The sequence below is a fragment of the Bacillus sp. FJAT-27251 genome (genome assembly GCF_001273925.1).
Lineage (GTDB): Bacteria > Bacillota > Bacilli > Bacillales > Cytobacillaceae > Mesobacillus_B.
In genome coordinates, this window is sequence record NZ_LIGG01000001.1 from 4533186 (window position 1) to 4549853 (window position 16668).

Sequence of the window (16668 nt, forward strand, 5' to 3'; positions counted from 1 at the left end):
TCCCTCTCCGCTCATTTCGGGCTCTGACACTAGGCCCCATTACCCTGCCCCTCTTCGTTTAGCCTATTTAATCCTCAGTTTTTGTCCCACCTGTATGGTGTCGGACTGAAGATTGTTCCTTGTCATGAGGCTTTCCACGCTGACTCCTGTCCTTCCTGCAATCGCAAATAATGTATCTCCACTGTTTACCACATAATGAGATAAAGAAGAACCAATTGGAGAAGCCTTGCCGTCTGCCTCCAGTTTGCCTGCCGTTTCAACGGACCCATCTTTGCGAAGCCTTGATTGCGCAATAACAGCCTGCCCGATTTCCGCTGACCCCAGCGCCTTGTCAGGGTCGACAGCATTTTCCTTGCTGTAGGTCCACTGGTGCTGATGGACTTCAAAGTGGAGATGTACACCAGAGGAATCCCCTGTGTTGCCCATCACGCCTATTAAATCCCCTTGCTTAACCCTTTCCCCTTCAAAGGCATGTCTCTTATGCAAGTGGGCATAAACCGTTTCATATTGATTTTCATGCTTAATAAATACAACATGCCCATATGTACTGGAATAATATGATTTTGAAACGATCCCTCCATCCACAGCGTAAACAGGAGAACCAAGTCTGGAGGCTATATCTATTCCCTTGTGGAGCCCCTCTCTAGTTCCATAAGTATCCGTGATTTCTCCGCCTGCAGGCCAAATCCAGTGGTCTGTCCGATCCTGAATCCCTTCTGCTTGCGGATGGGTGACACTGGAAAAAACCAGGCTGACGCAAACTGCAGCCAATACTGCATGCAACAGGCGCTTAAGCTCGTCCTGCATCTTTTTCCTCCTAATCAAGTATCTATCCTTTTTCCCCTATGACTGGCCCCTATACAGGGAAGGGAAAAACGCATGGTGTTATTATTTGGCATCCGGAAGTCAAATTATGCAATAAAAAAACCTGGCTAGAGCCAGGCACTAATTTAAACCGATTATTTTTTTATTTGCTCCGACTGGTAATTCCAGTGATTCATTCAAGTTGAATGGACCAATCTCGCTGGGTTCCGCATTATCAATTTTCAGCGCCTCATAGCCAAAGCTTTTAGCTGTCAGCATAATCGCTTCCAGACTATAGATGAAGCTTTCTTCAAAAGAGGGCCCTGCAGGTAATTCCAAATGCAGCACAGGACCATTTTCCTTTACCAAAGCCCCTTCAAGGGCAAAGTTCTCAGGCAGGGAGGCTTTTAAGCCCGACTCATCCCGATTGACAGCCATAGCCTCCAATGCCTCCCTAAACGTATTGAAACTTTCATTGGCAGGCACCATATACGGGATGCTTTCTTCCCCTTTATCCCGATAATAAAAAAGGTATGCGTGCCCCTCAGGCTGAGGCAGCGGCAATTCAAACTTTTCACCCGTATTCCCAAGCTCAATGCCTTTGCGCCCCTCAGTCGAGAAGGAAACTCTTTTCACTTTGTCGTGGGGCAGGGAATCCTCCAGGACTTTCAAAAACCAAGTTTCAGCAGCTGATCCGAAACCGTATGGATGACCTTCAGGCACATCTACATTGACTGTCTTGCTGGCCTGGTCATAACTGATATCGGCATTGAGGGGATAGTAATCCATTAAGCCCCATTCTTCCTCCTTCAGTTTCGGCATTGTTTCCTCAAACTGTTCAAACCAGTTTTTTTTATCAGCCTTCTCAACGAGGACGGTTACGGGCACGGCAATTTGTGCATTCGCATCAGGAATTGTATAAGTGAGAGCCTCGTAAGTCTCCAAATCCTTCTTGTATACAGCCGTAGGCTGAATGGAAGAACTTGCAATCTCCTTTGCCGGCTCAGAATCTGTTGATAAGGCAGCGTTCATCTGGCTGCCATCACCTGTACGTGTTGCGGCTCCGCCATCTTTCATTTCAGTGCTGGAGCCAGCGTGATCCATGGAACTTTCCTGCTTTGCAGTTTGCTCTTGCTGTAAGCCAAGTTCGGGTGAAAGGATGAAAAACAAAGCCGCCGCAGCTGCTGAAGCAAGTGCAGGCATAAACCAGGACCGCTGCCTTCGCTTCCGGAGCTTCGCGGCGACATTCCTATAGATTTCCTCACGCCGCCGCCCGTCCTCCAGCTTGGGCAGTTCCTTTAATAATTCCTCAACCTGCCTATCATTCAGCTTTAACTTTCCCACTAGGCATCACTTCCTCTTCCATTGCTTCCATGTGCTTTTTCAGCGCCTTTATCGCACGGTGCTGGGTGGTCTTCACTTTGCTTTCAGTCCAGGCAAGGGCTTCTGCTGTTTCGCTGATGGACAGTTCGTGGATATATCTAAGAATGATGACCATCTTTTGGTCTACCGTACATTGATCCAGACATTGGTACATCATTTGAATTTCTTCCCTTTGCTCTGCTATCTCTTCAGGTAGCGGCAAATGGTCCCTGACCTGGGTGGTTGAAAGATCAATTTTTTCGGACAGCCAGTTCTTCCAGCCCTTTTGCTTTCGAAAATGGTCGATCGCAACATTTTTGGCTATCGAAAACAGCCATGTCTTCTCACTGCTTTTCCCTTCAAAGCGGCTGTATGATTTAAGGACACGTATATAAACTTCCTGGACAAGGTCTTCGGCCTGCTCCCGGTCCTTCATCATATAAAACAAAAACCGGAATAAATCCTGGTGGTATTTTTGATACAAATGATCAAAAACGGAGTCCATTTCCAATCCCTCCGCATTTCAAAATATTAGTCGTTCTTAAGTATAAAAAGTTTCATCTATACTATATTCTTTTATATATAAAAAAGGAAGGAAGATTTTTCGCGAATGGACATTAAAGGGAATAATAAAGCCATCCGAGGAAACGGATGGCTTTACAAAGAGGCTGGCAATTGTTCCGTGTGAATCAAGATAAGTCGTCAAAATTCTCTATTTCACATCCGGAAGGCGTGGAATAAAAAAGGAAAATGTCGTCCCTTGTCCAAGTTTGCTGTTTACTGAAATACTACCCGAATGGGCTTCAATGATATCTTTGGCGATCGCAAGCCCAAGGCCGGTTCCGGAGCGGCCCCTCGTACGGGATTTATCACCCTTGTAAAAGCGCTCAAAAAGGAATGGAAGATCTTCCTCAGGAATGCCTGGGCCTTCATCACTTACCTCAAAATAGATCGCGCGTTCCATGGACTTGACAGATACGGTAATCGTGGAGTGCTCCCCTATGTGCCTTATTGCATTGTCAAGCAGGTTGGTCAGCACTTGTTCGATTCTGTCGGGATCAAAGCGAAACTCTCTCTCGGACAAATCAAAAGAGGTACGCAATTCAAGATTCTTTTCTTTTGCAAGCGTCTGGAATTTGCGGATTATCCGATTAATATAGGGCTCAATCTCTGTAATTTCCGTTTCGAGCTGAATATGCCCTGCCTGCATGCGAGCCAGATCCAACAGTTCATTCACAAGGCGGCCCATTCTCAGCGACTCATCATAAATAATCTGGGCCATCTCCACTTTCTCTTCGTTTGTTTCCGCGATTCCATCCACAATGGCCTCACTGTATCCTTGAAGCATTGAAATGGGGGTTCTTAGCTCATGCGAAACATTCGCGATGAAGTCATCCCGAAGCTTGTCCAGCTTCCGTTCTTCCGTCATATCGCGGACAACGGCCACTGCCCCCCGAATTGCCTTCTTGTTGTAGAGCGGGCTCACAATCACCACCCAGGAACGTCCCTGGACATTCATTTCTCCCACCTGTTCCTTCCCCGTATTTACAGCCAGCTGAAACAGTTCCATGAATTGCGGGGGAAGGGCATCGGAGTCGTCCATGGCTCCCTGCTGATAATACCAATACCGCAAAAACTGCTCGGCAGGCGGGTTGGTAATCAGGATGGTTCCATCCTGATTAAAAGTGATGACGCCATCTGCCATGCTGCTGAGAATGCTGGAAAGCTGTTCCTTTTCCTGGCTCAGGGCGTTCATGTTGAACTTCAGCTGCCTGCCCATCTGATTGAAGGCAGTTGCAAGCTCTCCCATTTCATCCCTCGTCAGGATCGGGACTTTTGTATCGAACTTCCCTTTTGCCACCTCAAAGGCCGCTTCCCGCATTTTTCTCAGGGGAGCAGTGATCCTTGTCGACAGAAAGAAGGCAAATATTGTCGTCAACACGATCGCTATTCCTGCGGCCAGCAGGACAAACTTAGTCGTATTTCTGGTGGTTTCCTCCACGACTTCCAATGATTGGTAAATAAAAACAGCTCCGCTACCACCCTGACCCTCATAGAGCGGAACACCTATAATCATTAGCCGTGAATCTGTTTCTTCCTCCAATGGAAGCGCAGCAATCTTGTCGATATTTTTATTTTCACGCAAAACAGAGAGCAACTCACCGTCTTCCATCAAGAAGGAAATCGGCAGCCGGCTGTCCTCCGAGTTGGGAGAATAAAAATAGGTCTCTTCATCGAGCACCACCATAACCTTTGTCACTTCATCGAGCAGCCCCCAGGCGATTTCAAGCCCAATTTCAAAATCGGCCTGATCCTGATTATGCTCTTCAAGGACCCGGGAAATTTTTTCAGCGGTATAGGTTAATTGTGTTCTTGTTTCATTGATATTATGGTTCTCAAAAAATTCGACCAGCATAATAGTCAACAGGAACAGAACAAATGAAACAAGCAGCAGGATGGTTACCCATAATTTCCCGACTATACTACGCCAAAGCATCATTCATTGACAACCTCGAATTTGTAGCCAACCCCCCATACCGTTACAATCATTTTGGCGGCCTGTTCGGATACTTTGTTCAGCTTTTCGCGCAGACGTTTGACATGAGTATCTACCGTCCTCAAATCGCCGAAGAATTCGTAATGCCATACTTCCTTCAATAACTGTTCGCGGTCGAAAACTTTATCAGGGGCTTTTGCAAGGAAATACAGCAATTCATATTCTTTTGGAGTCAGGCTGACCTCTTTTCCATCAGCCGTAACCCTGTGAGCATCATTGTCGATGGTTAAATGAGGGAAAACGATTACATCCTTTGCAGTCGTCTCCGTCTGAAGGTAGGTTGTACTGGAGGATCGGCGAAGCATTGCCTTGACTCTCAGCACCACTTCCCTGGGTGAGAAAGGTTTCACAATGTAGTCATCGGTACCTACTTCGAAACCCTGGACCCTGTTTACTTCTTCTCCTTTTGCGGTCAGCATGATGACTGGTGTGGACTTTTTCTCTCTCAGTTCACGGCATACTTCCAAGCCATCTTTTCCTGGCATCATCAAATCCAGGAGAATGACATCATAATCGTGGGCCAGCGACTTTGCCAGGGCTACATTTCCGTCCTCAGCTTCGTCAATTATATAATTCTCTCTTTCAAGGTACATTTTTAATAAACGTCTAATTCTTTCTTCATCATCCACAACTAAAATTTTTACGTCCTTTTCCATTAGGCATATCCCTCCTGTGAACATTTTACATAATGATTTAACTTGTTGCCATTATTTTTCATCTTCACAATAATGTTAACTCATTTCTTCGACATAAAATAGACATATTTACAGATGAACAAAACTCAAGTGTAAATGTTCTCCTACTGAAAAGGTCTCCACTCAATAAAGTGAAGACCCTTTTCAAGCCGATGGTGTTTAGGAACCTGCATAGGAGTGCAGCCCGGCAATAACAAGATTGACCACAATGAGATTGAACATGATGATAACGAACCCAATGACAGCCAGCCACGCCGACTTTTCCCCATGCCAGCCTTTTGAAAGGCGCAAATGAAGGAAAGCCGCATAAAAGAGCCAAGTAATCAATGCCCAGACTTCCTTTGGATCCCAGCCCCAGAATCTTGTCCAGGCAATCTGCGCCCAAATCATGGCGAAAATCAGTGCTCCGAGGGTGAATACAGGGAAGCCAATCAAAACGGACCGGTAACTGATTTCATCGACCAGGTCAAGGTTCACGTTCTTCACCAGCGGTTTCAGGATGGCTGCCAGCCGCTTGCGGGCAACAAGCCTAATGAGCCAATAAAGCAAAAGTCCGGCTGCAAGCGACCAAATCACCGTGTTAAGTTTTTTGGAATTAATGATTGCCGGTGTTTCGACAATAGGAGCAAAGCGTCCCTCGGTCATCAATTCACCCTCATTGGGGCCAATTATTGCAGGCATATGATACTCGTAAGTTGCTTGCACACCATTTTTATCGGTATAAGTAAATTCCGCCTGGTAGTCGGCAAATGAAAATATGGATGCTACGATAATAAAGCCGATGGTGCTGACGATTCCATACATGACAGCCTCCAGCCAAAAGGTGCTTTTGGTTTTGACCGTCTGGTCTACAGACTTGATTAAATAAATCAGGCCCGCTGCGAAGGAAACGGCCAGAATGGCTTCACCAAGAGCAGCTGTAGTCACATGGATATGCAGCCAGTCACTCTGGAGTGCAGGAATCAACGGAGATATTTCCCGCGGGAACATGCTCGCATAGGCGATGATTAGAATCGCAACCGGAAGGGTAAATACCCCGAGAAGCGGTGTTTGGTACATAAAATAAATTACAATGAACGCACCAACAAGGCACATTCCGAAAAATGTCGTGAATTCGAAAAGATTGCTCACTGGTGCGTGGCCCGCAGCAATCCATCTGGTTAAGAAATACCCCAGTTGGGCTATAAAGCCGGCAATTGTTATGGCAATCGCGATCTTCGCCMATTTATTTGACCCTTTGGCTTCCTGTCCCTCTTTTTTTCCCTTGATCGCCCCGCCAAAAAAAGCAGTGGCCACAAGATAAAGGACAAATGCAATATAAAGCAGATTTGAACTTAATGAGACCATCGTTCTCCCCCTTACCCCTTTTTCCCATCATCTGTTGATTGTTCTTTCGGAACGTCCAATCCTGTTCCGGCAAAAATGTCGTCAAGTTCCCTTTTCAAGCCATGCCAGTTTTTATTTGTATGCCCGGCTGTCCAGACCTCTCCGTCAACGGCACGGACCCACAGACGACGATGGTTCCAATAGGCTCCCTGGACCACTCCAATCATAAATATCAGCCCGCCCAGCGAAATGATCCAGAGCGTAAGGTCCTTTCTGACCGTCAACCCTGCGACATTCTTTGTTTCCGCTGCTTTGAAGGCCATTTTATATTCATTATCGCCCATAGGTTCAATCGTTTCCTGGATGGCGACAAAACTGATTTCTCCCTCCGGGTTGTCCGGTGCTATCATTTTAAAGATGAATGCAGGATTATTGGGAATACGGGATTTTGTTGCCGGCTCCCCATCGGAATTAAATTCGAAATCCGGGAAATAGCTCATAACGTCAACAGAATAGCCGTTGGCCAGTTCATAGCTTTTTTTCGGATCAAACAAGTCAATTTGAATTTCGCCAAACTCTTTACCTGTCTCTTTTTCCTGCAGCGAGAAGGTCATTTTATTCAGCTCATTCAGCTTATAATCAACCTGGTATAGAGCAAAGCCTTCAAATTTCAGCGGCTCATTTACCCGTATCTGGAAATCCTTGACCTTATCAAGTTCTGGTTCTTCACCGGGTACAGTGTCTCCATCTTTTTTGTACAGTGTCACATTGGACTGGTAATTCTTGACAACCATGCCATTTCGGTCAAGAGCTTCTCCAAATACTTCTCCATCATTTTCTTTATCATAGAGTTCTAGGATGAATTGGTCGCTGCGGAGATAGTATTCGCCTTCTGTTTCAGGAATTACTTTCGTTTCCCCCTCGCGGATCCATACTACCTGGTCTATATACATGCCAGGGACAAACCTCAGCATTCCGCCAATCAGGAAAATAATCAGCCCCACATGGTTAACGTATGGGCCCCAGCGTGAAAAGCGATTTTTTTCTGCAAGGATGTTGCCGTTTTCTTCACGAATGGAATAACGCTTTTTTTTCAAATTCTCCTTCAGCTTCTCGAGTGCGTCGCTGTTCGGAGGAGTGTCGGAAACCCCGAAAAGGCGCTGGCGTTTCAGAAAGCCTTCATGCCTGGTCACCCGCTGCTTATTCAAAGCCCGGTATAACGGGACTACACGGTCGAGACTGCATATGACGAGGGAAATTCCAATGGAAGCAATTAAAATTAAATACCACCATGAGCTGTATAAATTATGGAACCCAAGGTCATAATAAAGTTTCCCGAACCAGCCGTATTGATCCTCATAATATTCAGCGGCCGTTCCCACTGGGGGAATATACATTTCCTGCGGAAGGATGGTACCCAGTGCCGATGCAACAAGCGTTACAACAATCAGCCATACCCCTACTTTTACGGAAGAAAAGAAATTCCAGATCTTGTCCACAATGGTTTTATTATAGGTTTGGGACCTTCTGGCACTTCCCTCATAGCGCATATCAACTAGCTGCTTTTGCCTTTCCTTCTCCTCAAGTATGTTGCCGCATGATTCACAAAGAACAGTTCCATGCGGGTTCACATGCCCGCATTCACATTTCACTTCATTCATACCACTAACTCCCTGTTTCCCCTTTAAGGTTGTATTTCTTCCATAAACCGACGGACAGTAGCTTCATTAAGTTCACCTGTATGTGAGCGGACCACTTTCCCATCCTTGTCAATCAGGAAGGTGATCGGAAGTGGATTGATTCCATACGCCGTCTGAACCTCACCCTTGTCAATCATGACCGGAAAACTAAGATTATGCCGTTCGATAAAGTTATTTACAACAAGCTCCGATTCTCCTACATCAATCGTTAAAACCTTGACTCCCTTATCTTTAAAATGCTGATATTGGTTATCAATATAAGGCATTTCTCGTTCACAAGGCTTGCACCATGTAGCCCAAAAATTGAGGAATACCCCTTCGCCGCGGTAATCGGACAGCCTGTGTTTTTCGCCCTCCATATCAACCAGGACAAAATCCGGAGCCGTTTTTCCTACCTCCACCTTTTGTGTGTCATCTTTGGTGAAATTTGCATATAGAGTATAACCCACAGCTGCGATCAAAACCAGCAGAATTGCTGTCCTGAGCACAAGACGCTGCTTTTTCATAAGCCATCCTCCCCCAAGGTTCAATTCACTTATTATACCATTAGCAACTTCTGAATAAGGTTATTATCTTTTTTGTCTTCGTTCCGTTGCGAGTGTCCTCAGCTGTTTTACTTCATGAGGGGTCAGTTCTTTCTTTTCCCCGGCACTAAGCCCTTGCAAGGTTAGATTCCCATAACGTTCACGCTTAAGTTTTAGGACTGGGTGGCCGATTGCTTCCAGCATCCTTCGTACCTGGCGGTTACGGCCCTCATGAATGGTCAGTTCTACAATCGCTGTCTGCTTTTTCTTGTCCAGCGACAGGAGCTTGACTTTCGCCGGGGCTGTTTTGCCATCTTCCAATTGTATTCCCTTTTCAAGCTTCCTGAGCGATTCCTTTGCCGGGATGCCCTTTGTCTTGGCGACGTACACCTTGTCCACTTCACTGCTTGGATGCATGAGCAGATTGGCAAATTCTCCGTCATTGGTCAGGAGCAGAACTCCGGATGTATCATAATCCAGCCTTCCAACCGGGTAGATTCGCTGTTCCACATGTTCAAAGAAGTCCGTGACTACTTTTCTGCCCTTGTCATCCTTTACACTGGATATAACACCGCGAGGTTTATAAAGCAGAAAATAGACCGGCTGTTCACGCTCCAGTGGAATACCGTTTACTTCAATCCGGTCCGAGGGACTCACCTTTATGCCAAGTTCCTTTGCGACACTGCCATTCACTGTTACTTTCCCTTCAAGAATCAATTCTTCCGCTTTTCTTCTTGAAGCGACTCCAGCATGTGCGATTACCTTTTGCAATCTTTCCAATTTGGTCACTCCCAATTTCATATCTTCCAGACAAAACTATTTCAATATAGACTATCCCTATGCATTATGACATAAAAAAGCCATATTTCAAAGCTGTGGACACTAAAAAAGCGAAAGCGCCTTGGTCAGCCCCGACAAGCGCTGGAGGGCCAGCTGATGAAGTCGTTCTTTGACTTCAACAGCAGGACCGAATTAGAAAAGCGATGCCAGACAAGCGACTCAAGCTGCTCAAAGCTGCGCTTCTCGCAAGATACTCGAAGAAGCCAATGCAAGGATGAAAACTGGCTAGGCGCTGAAGCTGGACAGTTATCTAAGTACAGTAATTTTACAAATAAAAAAGATACCTTTCGCAAGGTATCCGGTTTTTATCCAAAAAGGATCGTAACAACTATGATGGCGGCAGCGAAGCCAGCCAAGTCCGCCAGAAGCCCCACTTTTAAGGCATCTCCCATTTTCTTGATGCCGACAGCCCCAAAATAGACGGTTAATACATAAAAAGTGGTGTCGGTGCTGCCTTGTATCGTTGAAGCAAGTATGCCAATGAAAGAATCCGGGCCATGGGCTGATATCAAGTCGCTGGTCATCCCCAGGGCGGCATTACCCGATATGGGACGAATGATTGCCAGGGGGATGACCTCTGCAGGAATCCCTGCTTTCTCAATCGCAGGCTTTATATACTCCATCATATAATCAAGAGCTCCAGAAGCACGGAAAACGGAAATGGCCACCATCATGCCGACAAGGAACGGGATAATGGAAACAGCCATTTTAATTCCTTCCTTTCCGCCTTCCACAAAAGTTTCATACGTCGGAACCTTTTTTAATGTACCATAGATCAATATAAATCCTATCAGCACAGGAATGAACCAAAGAGAAACGGCAGAAATTATTTGCATGAATACCTCATCCTTTTCGGCTTCTTCGGTAATGGAAATACCTATCAATCAATATTGCAGCCACAGCTGAAAAGCAAGTGGCCATAAGGGTAGGGCCCACTATTGAGGTAGGGGACGCTGAATCATAGGTAATCCTGATGGCAATCACCGTGGTCGGAATCAGGGTAATGCTGGACGTGTTGATCGCTAAAAAAGTGATCATCGACCGGCTTGCATAATCCTTTCCCCCATTCAGCCTTTTCAGCTCCTCCATTGCCTTTATGCCCAATGGTGTCGCCGCATTGCCTAGACCAAACATATTTGCCATCATGTTGGACAAAATGTACCCCATGGCTGGGTGTCCTGCGGGCACTTCAGGAAACAGCTTTGTGACAAGGGGCCGGAACAGGCTGGAGAGCTTATCAAGAAGTCCGGCCGTTTCGGCAATCCTCATCATCCCCAGCCAGAATACAAGGACGGAGATAAGGCCAATGCACAGAGTAACCGCCTCAGTCGCTCCTCTGAAAACCGCCTCGTTCACTTCCGACATCGTCCCGTTTACAGCTGCGAATACCAGACCGATAATTGTCATGAACACCCAAATATAATTAACCATGTTCTATTCCTGCTGCTGACATGAAAATATTTTTGAATCTATCAAGAAAGGTTTTTTGCTTTACAGACTGGTGCTTGTAATAAATGGGCATTTCCTTGATAATGTCATTTTCAAGGTAGACCACTGCTTTGCCTACCACATCGGGAATATCCGCTTCCTCTCCAGCGCCATCCGGCTTCAAAAGCTTGTATTGCACTCTTACTTTCTCTTCCTCATTTTGAGTAATCGGGTAATCAAAAGAGTGTTCCAGGAACMCCCTTCCCCTATAAACCTGCTCCTTAATGCCCTTGATGGTCCCCGCCGGCAATATTTCAGCCAAATCGTACTGTTCGAAGCCTCTTTCATACATGAAAATATGGTCGTTCCAGTCGTCCGGTCCATTCAACGTCACAGCGATAAGTTCCAACCCGCCCTTTGCTGCCGTTGTTACAAGCGTCCTTTTGGCTCTTTTGGTATAACCCGTCTTGCCGCCAGTAGTATATTTGTAGAGTTCGGTCAGCAGCCTGTTCTTGTTTTTCCACACCCGGTCCCACGACTCATTAGGATTAGGAGCGCGATGCACCTTGGTGCCAGATATTTTCCTGTAGGTTTCATTGTTCATCGCATACCTTGTCAGCAAGGCCATATCATATGCCGTGGAATAATGGTTTTCATGATCATCGAGGCCATGTGGGTTTGCAAAATGCGTGTTTTCCATTCCGATTTCTGCGGCTTTTTGATTCATTAGAAAGACAAAGCCTTCCAGGCTCCCCCCGACATGCTCGGCAATGGCCACCGCCGCATCATTTCCCGACCTTAGCATAAGCCCGTAAACCAGGTCTTCAAGTTTCGTTTTTTCCCCTCCCATCAAATAGAGGGATGACCCCTCCGTTCCAGCTGCCCGGCTGCTAATCTTCACCTGTTCACCCAGCTTGCCGGATTCAACTGCCAAAATGGCGGTCATAATTTTTGTGATACTGGCAATCCGCTGGCGGTCGTGCGCCTGCTTCTCATAAAGCACCCGCCCGGAGTTCTGTTCCATTAAAATAGCATTTCTCGCACTAACCGATCCTGACGCTGTCGCCAGCCCGGGAATATGGTGAATAAGCAAGATAAGCAGCAGTGTAAAAATCATCCCTTTTTTAATCATTGCACAGACCTCGCCTCTCTTTGGGAGTTTGTACAAGTTTATGCAGGACAAGGTTTGTTATGACTCCAAAACGCTTTGACGGAATAGCTGGCTGATTATTAAGGTTATGCCCCCGGCACTGAAATAAAAAGACTTGTTCTAATTCTTGGTTGATTTGTCGTGGGGGCAAAGGTTACATAGGGGGAGAAAATCCGGTTAACGTATATAGCAAGGGCTTAGGAGGCCGATATAAGCGGAGATATTCCGATTAACACCTCTAAATAGGCTGATTTCTAAGGATTAAATTAATATAAACGGAAAAGCTCCTCTTATATTCCGGGAAATGATGGTATTTTCCAACTTAAGCGGAATCCTTCCGTTTATTTTTCAAACTCAGCAAAAAAATGCCTGGAGGCACATTGCTCCAAGCATCTTGCTGATTTAAGCGCGAATAACGTTCGAATAGTACGGGTGATTCTAATTCAAAATCGAACTACTTATGTTTTACCGCTTTTCCTTTATTTCGACTGCAGCATCTTTGTCCGGTAATCGGTTTCGTAATATTCAAGTTCTTCTCTAATTTGTTGGAAGTCTCCCTCGAGCGACGCAAGCAGCTTTGTCACTTTTGCAGGGACAGTATCCCGGAACTTGATTGCGTTTTTACCAGTGTAAGCTGCCCGGCTGTCTTCAAACCAGATATCGCTCTTCGGTGAATAGAACTCCTCGATGCAATGAATGTAGATGCGATACAATGTCTTCTCTGCCGCTCCTTTGGAGAACGGCTGGGAACCCGCTATCACCTTGCACGCTTCAAGGCCTTCCTCACAAAATACGGCAAGCCTGCGTATGGAAGACAGAACATGGCGATAGTAGTCGGCATCCCCCGGCTCCTCTTCCGCAAGGGATTTCAAGGTTGTAGTATTTAAAAAGGCTTCAAGCTTTTCAACAGTACTGCCTAAAAAGTCTTTAACCTCTTTAACCTGCGTCTCCACAATCGTATTCCCCAATAAATCCACCCCCAAAGATTTTATGCCTTACGAGTTGGTGCGAGAAGCCGGCTGAAGAATAAACTCCAAAGGAGAAACCTCATAGCCTCCTTGTTGTTCCAGTTTCGCAAAAAGCTCTTCGAGTTTGGCAAAATCAAACCCCTCAAAAACCCCGGCAAATTCCTTTTCGGAATTTATATACACCCGTTTACGATGCCTGTTGCCAGGATTCTTGAGCAGACAGGCCAGAGCTACGATTTCTTTGAACGTAACCTCACGGGACCCGCCCGAGAAGACCGGGTCTTTCTCAAACGGGGTAAACTTGCTGATTAACTCATCAAAATAGCGGACATACAGCACATGCAAGGTCTTCTCAGTGCCATCTTCGACAAATGTGACTTCACTGCGGTTGAAGAAGTCTTCGGAAGTGTTTGATTTTTCCTTTTCAAGTTCATAACCGCTGCATTGTTTGATAAACATGCCAATCCTCCCCGGGATTTATCTAATGGTACAAACAGTTAAATTATATGTATGCGCTCCCTGCTTTTTTAAGGTGTGGAACGCAAGAATTAATATTTCTAATTTTAGCATATTTCCATAAGGCTGTCTTAAATTTCCGGCCCATCAAGCTCCTGAAACTTTTCAAAAAACAGGTCTGCTTCCTCCCCGTTGTCCTCGTCGTTCAAAGTCTCTGGCAGCGGCGGCAGCTCCGAAAGGCTTTTTAAGCCAAAATAATCGAGGAACTCTCTTGTCGTTCCATACAAATAAGCACGGCCGGCACCTTCCGCCCTGCCCACCTCTTTAATCAAAGCTCTTGCAGCAAGAGTTTGCAGCGGGCGTTCGGTTTTAACCCCCCGTATTTCTTCAATTTCCACCCTTGTAATCGGCTGCCTGTAAGCGATGATTGCCAATGTTTCCAATGCAGCCTGGGATAAATGGGAGCCGCCAGGGGTCTCGACAAGACGTTTCAGGTAAACAGCATGCTCTTTTTTTGTAGCAAGCTGGTAAMCCCCCGCCATGCTAATCAGCATAAGGCCCCTGTTTTCATCTTTCTCGTAATCCTCCTGCAGTTCCCGGATGATTTCCTGCGCCTTCCGCTCTTCCACTTCCAGCACTTCGGCTATCTGCTTTATGGAGAGTCCTCCATCTCCTGCCGCAAACAAGATGCTCTCAAGGATCCCTTTCCAGTTAATCAGTTGCATCCACGGCCCCTCCTTCCTGGGCTGTCACATAAATCTCGGCGAAATTGCCCTCTTGTTCAACCAGCACTTCCTGCCTTTTCATCAACTCGAGCAAAGCAAGGAAAGTGACGACCATATGATTTCGTTCCCGAATGGGAAAGAGCTCGTTCAAGCTCTTGCGGGAGTTTGTCCTCTTTAGCAGTTCAATAATTTCTCCCATTCTTTTCTCAATGGGAATTTCCTGCCTGGCTACTTTTGCCGATAAAGGTTTTTGCAGCTTTTTCCTCCTCATCAGCTTCTGGAAAGCTCCAAGCATGTCATACAGGGAAACATTCAAATCGGCGTTATCGGACTGCGCCTCTTTCGCATAATCTGACAAGTCGCTGGGAGGTTTTGTATAGATTAAACTGCGTTCATGTTCAAGCTCCTTGAATTCATTGGCAGCTTCCTTATACTTTCTATACTCGATCAGCCTTTCCACCAGCTCCTCGCGGGGGTCTTCCTCTTCTTCAAACTCATATTCATCCGACAGGTCTTCCTCATGCTTTGGAAGCAGCATTTTGCTTTTAATTGCAAGCAGAGTGGCCGCCATCACTAAAAATTCGCTGGCTACATTCAGCTCTAGCTCCTTCATCGTATGGATATAGAGGAGGTACTGTTCAGTGATTTCGGCCACCGGTATATCATATATATCTATTTCCAGCCTGTTGATCAAATGGAGCAGGAGGTCGAGCGGACCTTCGAACGCTTCAATTTTTACATTATATTGCATTGTGTCAACCACCATCATGTTGTCATTGTATTATCATAAATAGTATAGAGGATTGCTTAGCACTAAGCCATTAAAAACGGGGCACATGGCAGTGCAGTTTCAGTGTTTTTCAAAAATTATGGTAAGCTAATGATAGTTTTCCGCTATTAAGGAGGGGAGAAAATGTTTCCAAAGGCGTATATTCAATATCTCGTCCATTTCCATGGCGACCGCGACTATTTCGAATGCCACGAGGTGCTGGAGGAATTCTGGAAAGAAATAGAGCCAGGCAACAAGGAGTCAGCATGGGTTGGATTCATCCAGCTAGCGGTCTCTTCCTATCACTACCGACGCAGGAATTTGGCTGGAGCCCTCAGGACACATGATAAATCCGCGGGTATTTTATCGATGAATAAAGAGAAGAACAAGGAGCTTGGCCTGGATCATGACCAATTAATGGCTATCCTAAAAAAACGGCGTGAAGCCATTCTGGCTGAAGCCCCTTATCAAAGCCTCAACCTGCCAATCGCAGACGAAAGCCTCCGGAACCTCTGCATCTCACAATGCCGGAGACAAGGTTTTACCTGGTGCGAAAATAGCGGTCCCGCCAGTGAGGATTTAGTGAACAGGCACTCCAGAAGGGACCGGTCCCAGGTCATCCTTGATCGGGAAAAGGCTCTGCGCCAGCGAAAAAAAGAAAAAAGGCAGTGATTTCCTTTCATCACTGCCCCGGTTTTTCCAAAGTTCCGCATTTCTCAATAAATCCCGCCGTATCGGCATTGGGAGTCACTACTTTATCAGCGTGCAGCTCCTGCAAGGCACTAACCATTGCTTTGCCGATTCCTTGATGACGGTGGGAAGGGTTAACCGAAATATGCTGAATCTCAAGCACGTCTTCACTGACAAACTGCACTCCAATAAGGCCTGTGATGTCTTCATCCTTCCACAGGAACAGCTGCCAGCTGTCGTCATTCTCGTACTGCCTCATTGTTTGCTGAAGCTTTTTGATGTCCTTCTCATTAGGCATGAAGGATAAAAGCCCCATTGCGATTTTTTCGAAAGCTTTCTTATAGCGAATTAACATATTGATCCCTCATTAATGAACTGAGCATATTGTATAATGACACATCCATTTTTTCCATTAGCGTTTATATTTAAACCTTATGTATAGTATGCCTGATATGGAAAGCTGGTTCACTCATAAAATATAATTGCGTTAATCATACAGAATTTGCCCGTTTTCTTCAAATATATTTCTCCGGATCGTTATTTTGCGGGGACAATATAAAGCCAGTAATAGATTCCCCACGCTGTTCCCATAAGCAAGAGCAGAACAAACAGCAGCAAGTTATTCTTCTTCATGTCCGACCTCCCACATGATATTCTACAACAGAGTCGGCCAA

Annotated in this window: 18 protein-coding genes; 1 reads left to right on the forward strand and 17 read right to left on the reverse strand. The window is 45.9% G+C overall.

Translation table 11 applies throughout. The features are described from left to right. Window positions 1-63: 63 nt before the first annotated feature. The 16 genes from ADU22_RS21425 to ADU22_RS21500 form a co-directional block, all read right to left on the reverse strand. The gene (locus ADU22_RS21425) at window positions 64-807 is read right to left on the reverse strand and encodes a peptidoglycan DD-metalloendopeptidase family protein (protein WP_069188019.1); all 744 of its coding nucleotides are present in this window, start codon (window positions 805-807) and stop codon (window positions 64-66) included. Between the two features lie 138 nt (window positions 808-945). Further along, on the reverse strand, window positions 946-2148 hold the full coding sequence (locus ADU22_RS21430; protein ID WP_053363989.1) for an RsiX family anti-sigma factor: 1203 nt from the start codon (window positions 2146-2148) through the stop codon (window positions 946-948). Next, window positions 2126-2671: an RNA polymerase sigma factor SigX gene (gene sigX / locus ADU22_RS21435; RefSeq protein ID WP_053363990.1), complete on the reverse strand. Its 546-nt coding sequence runs from the start codon at window positions 2669-2671 to the stop codon at window positions 2126-2128. Before sigX ends, ADU22_RS21430 begins: the two co-directional genes overlap by 23 nt. A 207-nt stretch (window positions 2672-2878) precedes the next feature. After that, the gene (locus tag ADU22_RS21440) at window positions 2879-4666 is read right to left on the reverse strand and encodes an ATP-binding protein (protein ID WP_053363991.1); all 1788 of its coding nucleotides are present in this window, start codon (window positions 4664-4666) and stop codon (window positions 2879-2881) included. After that, window positions 4663-5379, reverse strand: a complete 717-nt coding sequence (locus ADU22_RS21445; RefSeq protein ID WP_046524118.1) for a response regulator transcription factor — start codon at window positions 5377-5379, stop codon at window positions 4663-4665. Before ADU22_RS21445 ends, ADU22_RS21440 begins: the two co-directional genes overlap by 4 nt. Before the next feature lie 198 nt (window positions 5380-5577). Continuing rightward, a complete protein-coding gene (gene ccsB, locus ADU22_RS21450; protein ID WP_053363992.1) occupies window positions 5578-6765 on the reverse strand; it encodes a c-type cytochrome biogenesis protein CcsB in 1188 nt (395 codons plus the stop codon). An 11-nt stretch (window positions 6766-6776) separates the two neighbouring features. Beyond that, window positions 6777-8405, reverse strand: coding sequence for a cytochrome c biogenesis protein ResB (gene resB / locus ADU22_RS21455; RefSeq protein WP_053363993.1), 1629 nt, complete (start codon window positions 8403-8405; stop codon window positions 6777-6779). Between the two features lie 23 nt (window positions 8406-8428). Continuing rightward, window positions 8429-8950 carry a thiol-disulfide oxidoreductase ResA gene (gene resA / locus ADU22_RS21460; protein ID WP_053363994.1) on the reverse strand — a complete coding sequence of 174 codons (522 nt, stop codon included), beginning with the start codon at window positions 8948-8950 and terminating at the stop codon, window positions 8429-8431. A 63-nt stretch (window positions 8951-9013) separates the two neighbouring features. Then, window positions 9014-9748 (reverse strand): 23S rRNA pseudouridine(2605) synthase RluB, encoded by a 735-nt coding sequence (rluB, locus tag ADU22_RS21465; RefSeq protein WP_053364699.1) that lies wholly within the window; start codon window positions 9746-9748, stop codon window positions 9014-9016. Between the two features lie 365 nt (window positions 9749-10113). After that, complete coding sequence (locus tag ADU22_RS21470; RefSeq protein WP_053363995.1) at window positions 10114-10644, reverse strand: spore maturation protein; 531 nt, start codon at window positions 10642-10644, stop codon at window positions 10114-10116. Window positions 10645-10651: 7 nt separating this feature from the next. Next, the gene (locus ADU22_RS21475) at window positions 10652-11239 is read right to left on the reverse strand and encodes a nucleoside recognition domain-containing protein (protein ID WP_053363996.1); all 588 of its coding nucleotides are present in this window, start codon (window positions 11237-11239) and stop codon (window positions 10652-10654) included. After that, window positions 11232-12368, reverse strand: a complete 1137-nt coding sequence (locus tag ADU22_RS21480; RefSeq protein WP_053363997.1) for a D-alanyl-D-alanine carboxypeptidase family protein — start codon at window positions 12366-12368, stop codon at window positions 11232-11234. The genes ADU22_RS21475 and ADU22_RS21480 overlap by 8 nt, the downstream gene beginning before the upstream one ends. 497 nt (window positions 12369-12865) lie before the next feature. Then, complete coding sequence (locus tag ADU22_RS21485) at window positions 12866-13354, reverse strand: YpuI family protein (protein WP_053363998.1); 489 nt, start codon at window positions 13352-13354, stop codon at window positions 12866-12868. Between the two features lie 27 nt (window positions 13355-13381). Beyond that, the gene (locus tag ADU22_RS21490; RefSeq protein WP_053363999.1) at window positions 13382-13813 is read right to left on the reverse strand and encodes a hypothetical protein; all 432 of its coding nucleotides are present in this window, start codon (window positions 13811-13813) and stop codon (window positions 13382-13384) included. A gap of 128 nt (window positions 13814-13941) precedes the next feature. Continuing rightward, entirely contained in the window at window positions 13942-14535 is a 594-nt protein-coding gene (scpB, locus tag ADU22_RS21495) for an SMC-Scp complex subunit ScpB (protein ID WP_053364000.1), read from the reverse strand. Continuing rightward, window positions 14522-15286 (reverse strand): segregation/condensation protein A, encoded by a 765-nt coding sequence (locus ADU22_RS21500; RefSeq protein ID WP_053364001.1) that lies wholly within the window; start codon window positions 15284-15286, stop codon window positions 14522-14524. The genes scpB and ADU22_RS21500 overlap by 14 nt, the downstream gene beginning before the upstream one ends. Window positions 15287-15448: 162 nt before the next feature. Here ADU22_RS21500 and ADU22_RS21505 point away from each other — a divergent pair, with 162 nt between their 5' ends. Beyond that, window positions 15449-15976 carry a DUF309 domain-containing protein gene (locus ADU22_RS21505; RefSeq protein WP_053364002.1) on the forward strand — a complete coding sequence of 176 codons (528 nt, stop codon included), beginning with the start codon at window positions 15449-15451 and terminating at the stop codon, window positions 15974-15976. 10 nt (window positions 15977-15986) lie between these two features. Here ADU22_RS21505 and ADU22_RS21510 read toward each other — a convergent pair whose 3' ends face one another. Further along, complete coding sequence (locus ADU22_RS21510) at window positions 15987-16349, reverse strand: GNAT family N-acetyltransferase (protein ID WP_053364003.1); 363 nt, start codon at window positions 16347-16349, stop codon at window positions 15987-15989. Between the last annotated feature and the right edge of the window lie 319 nt (window positions 16350-16668).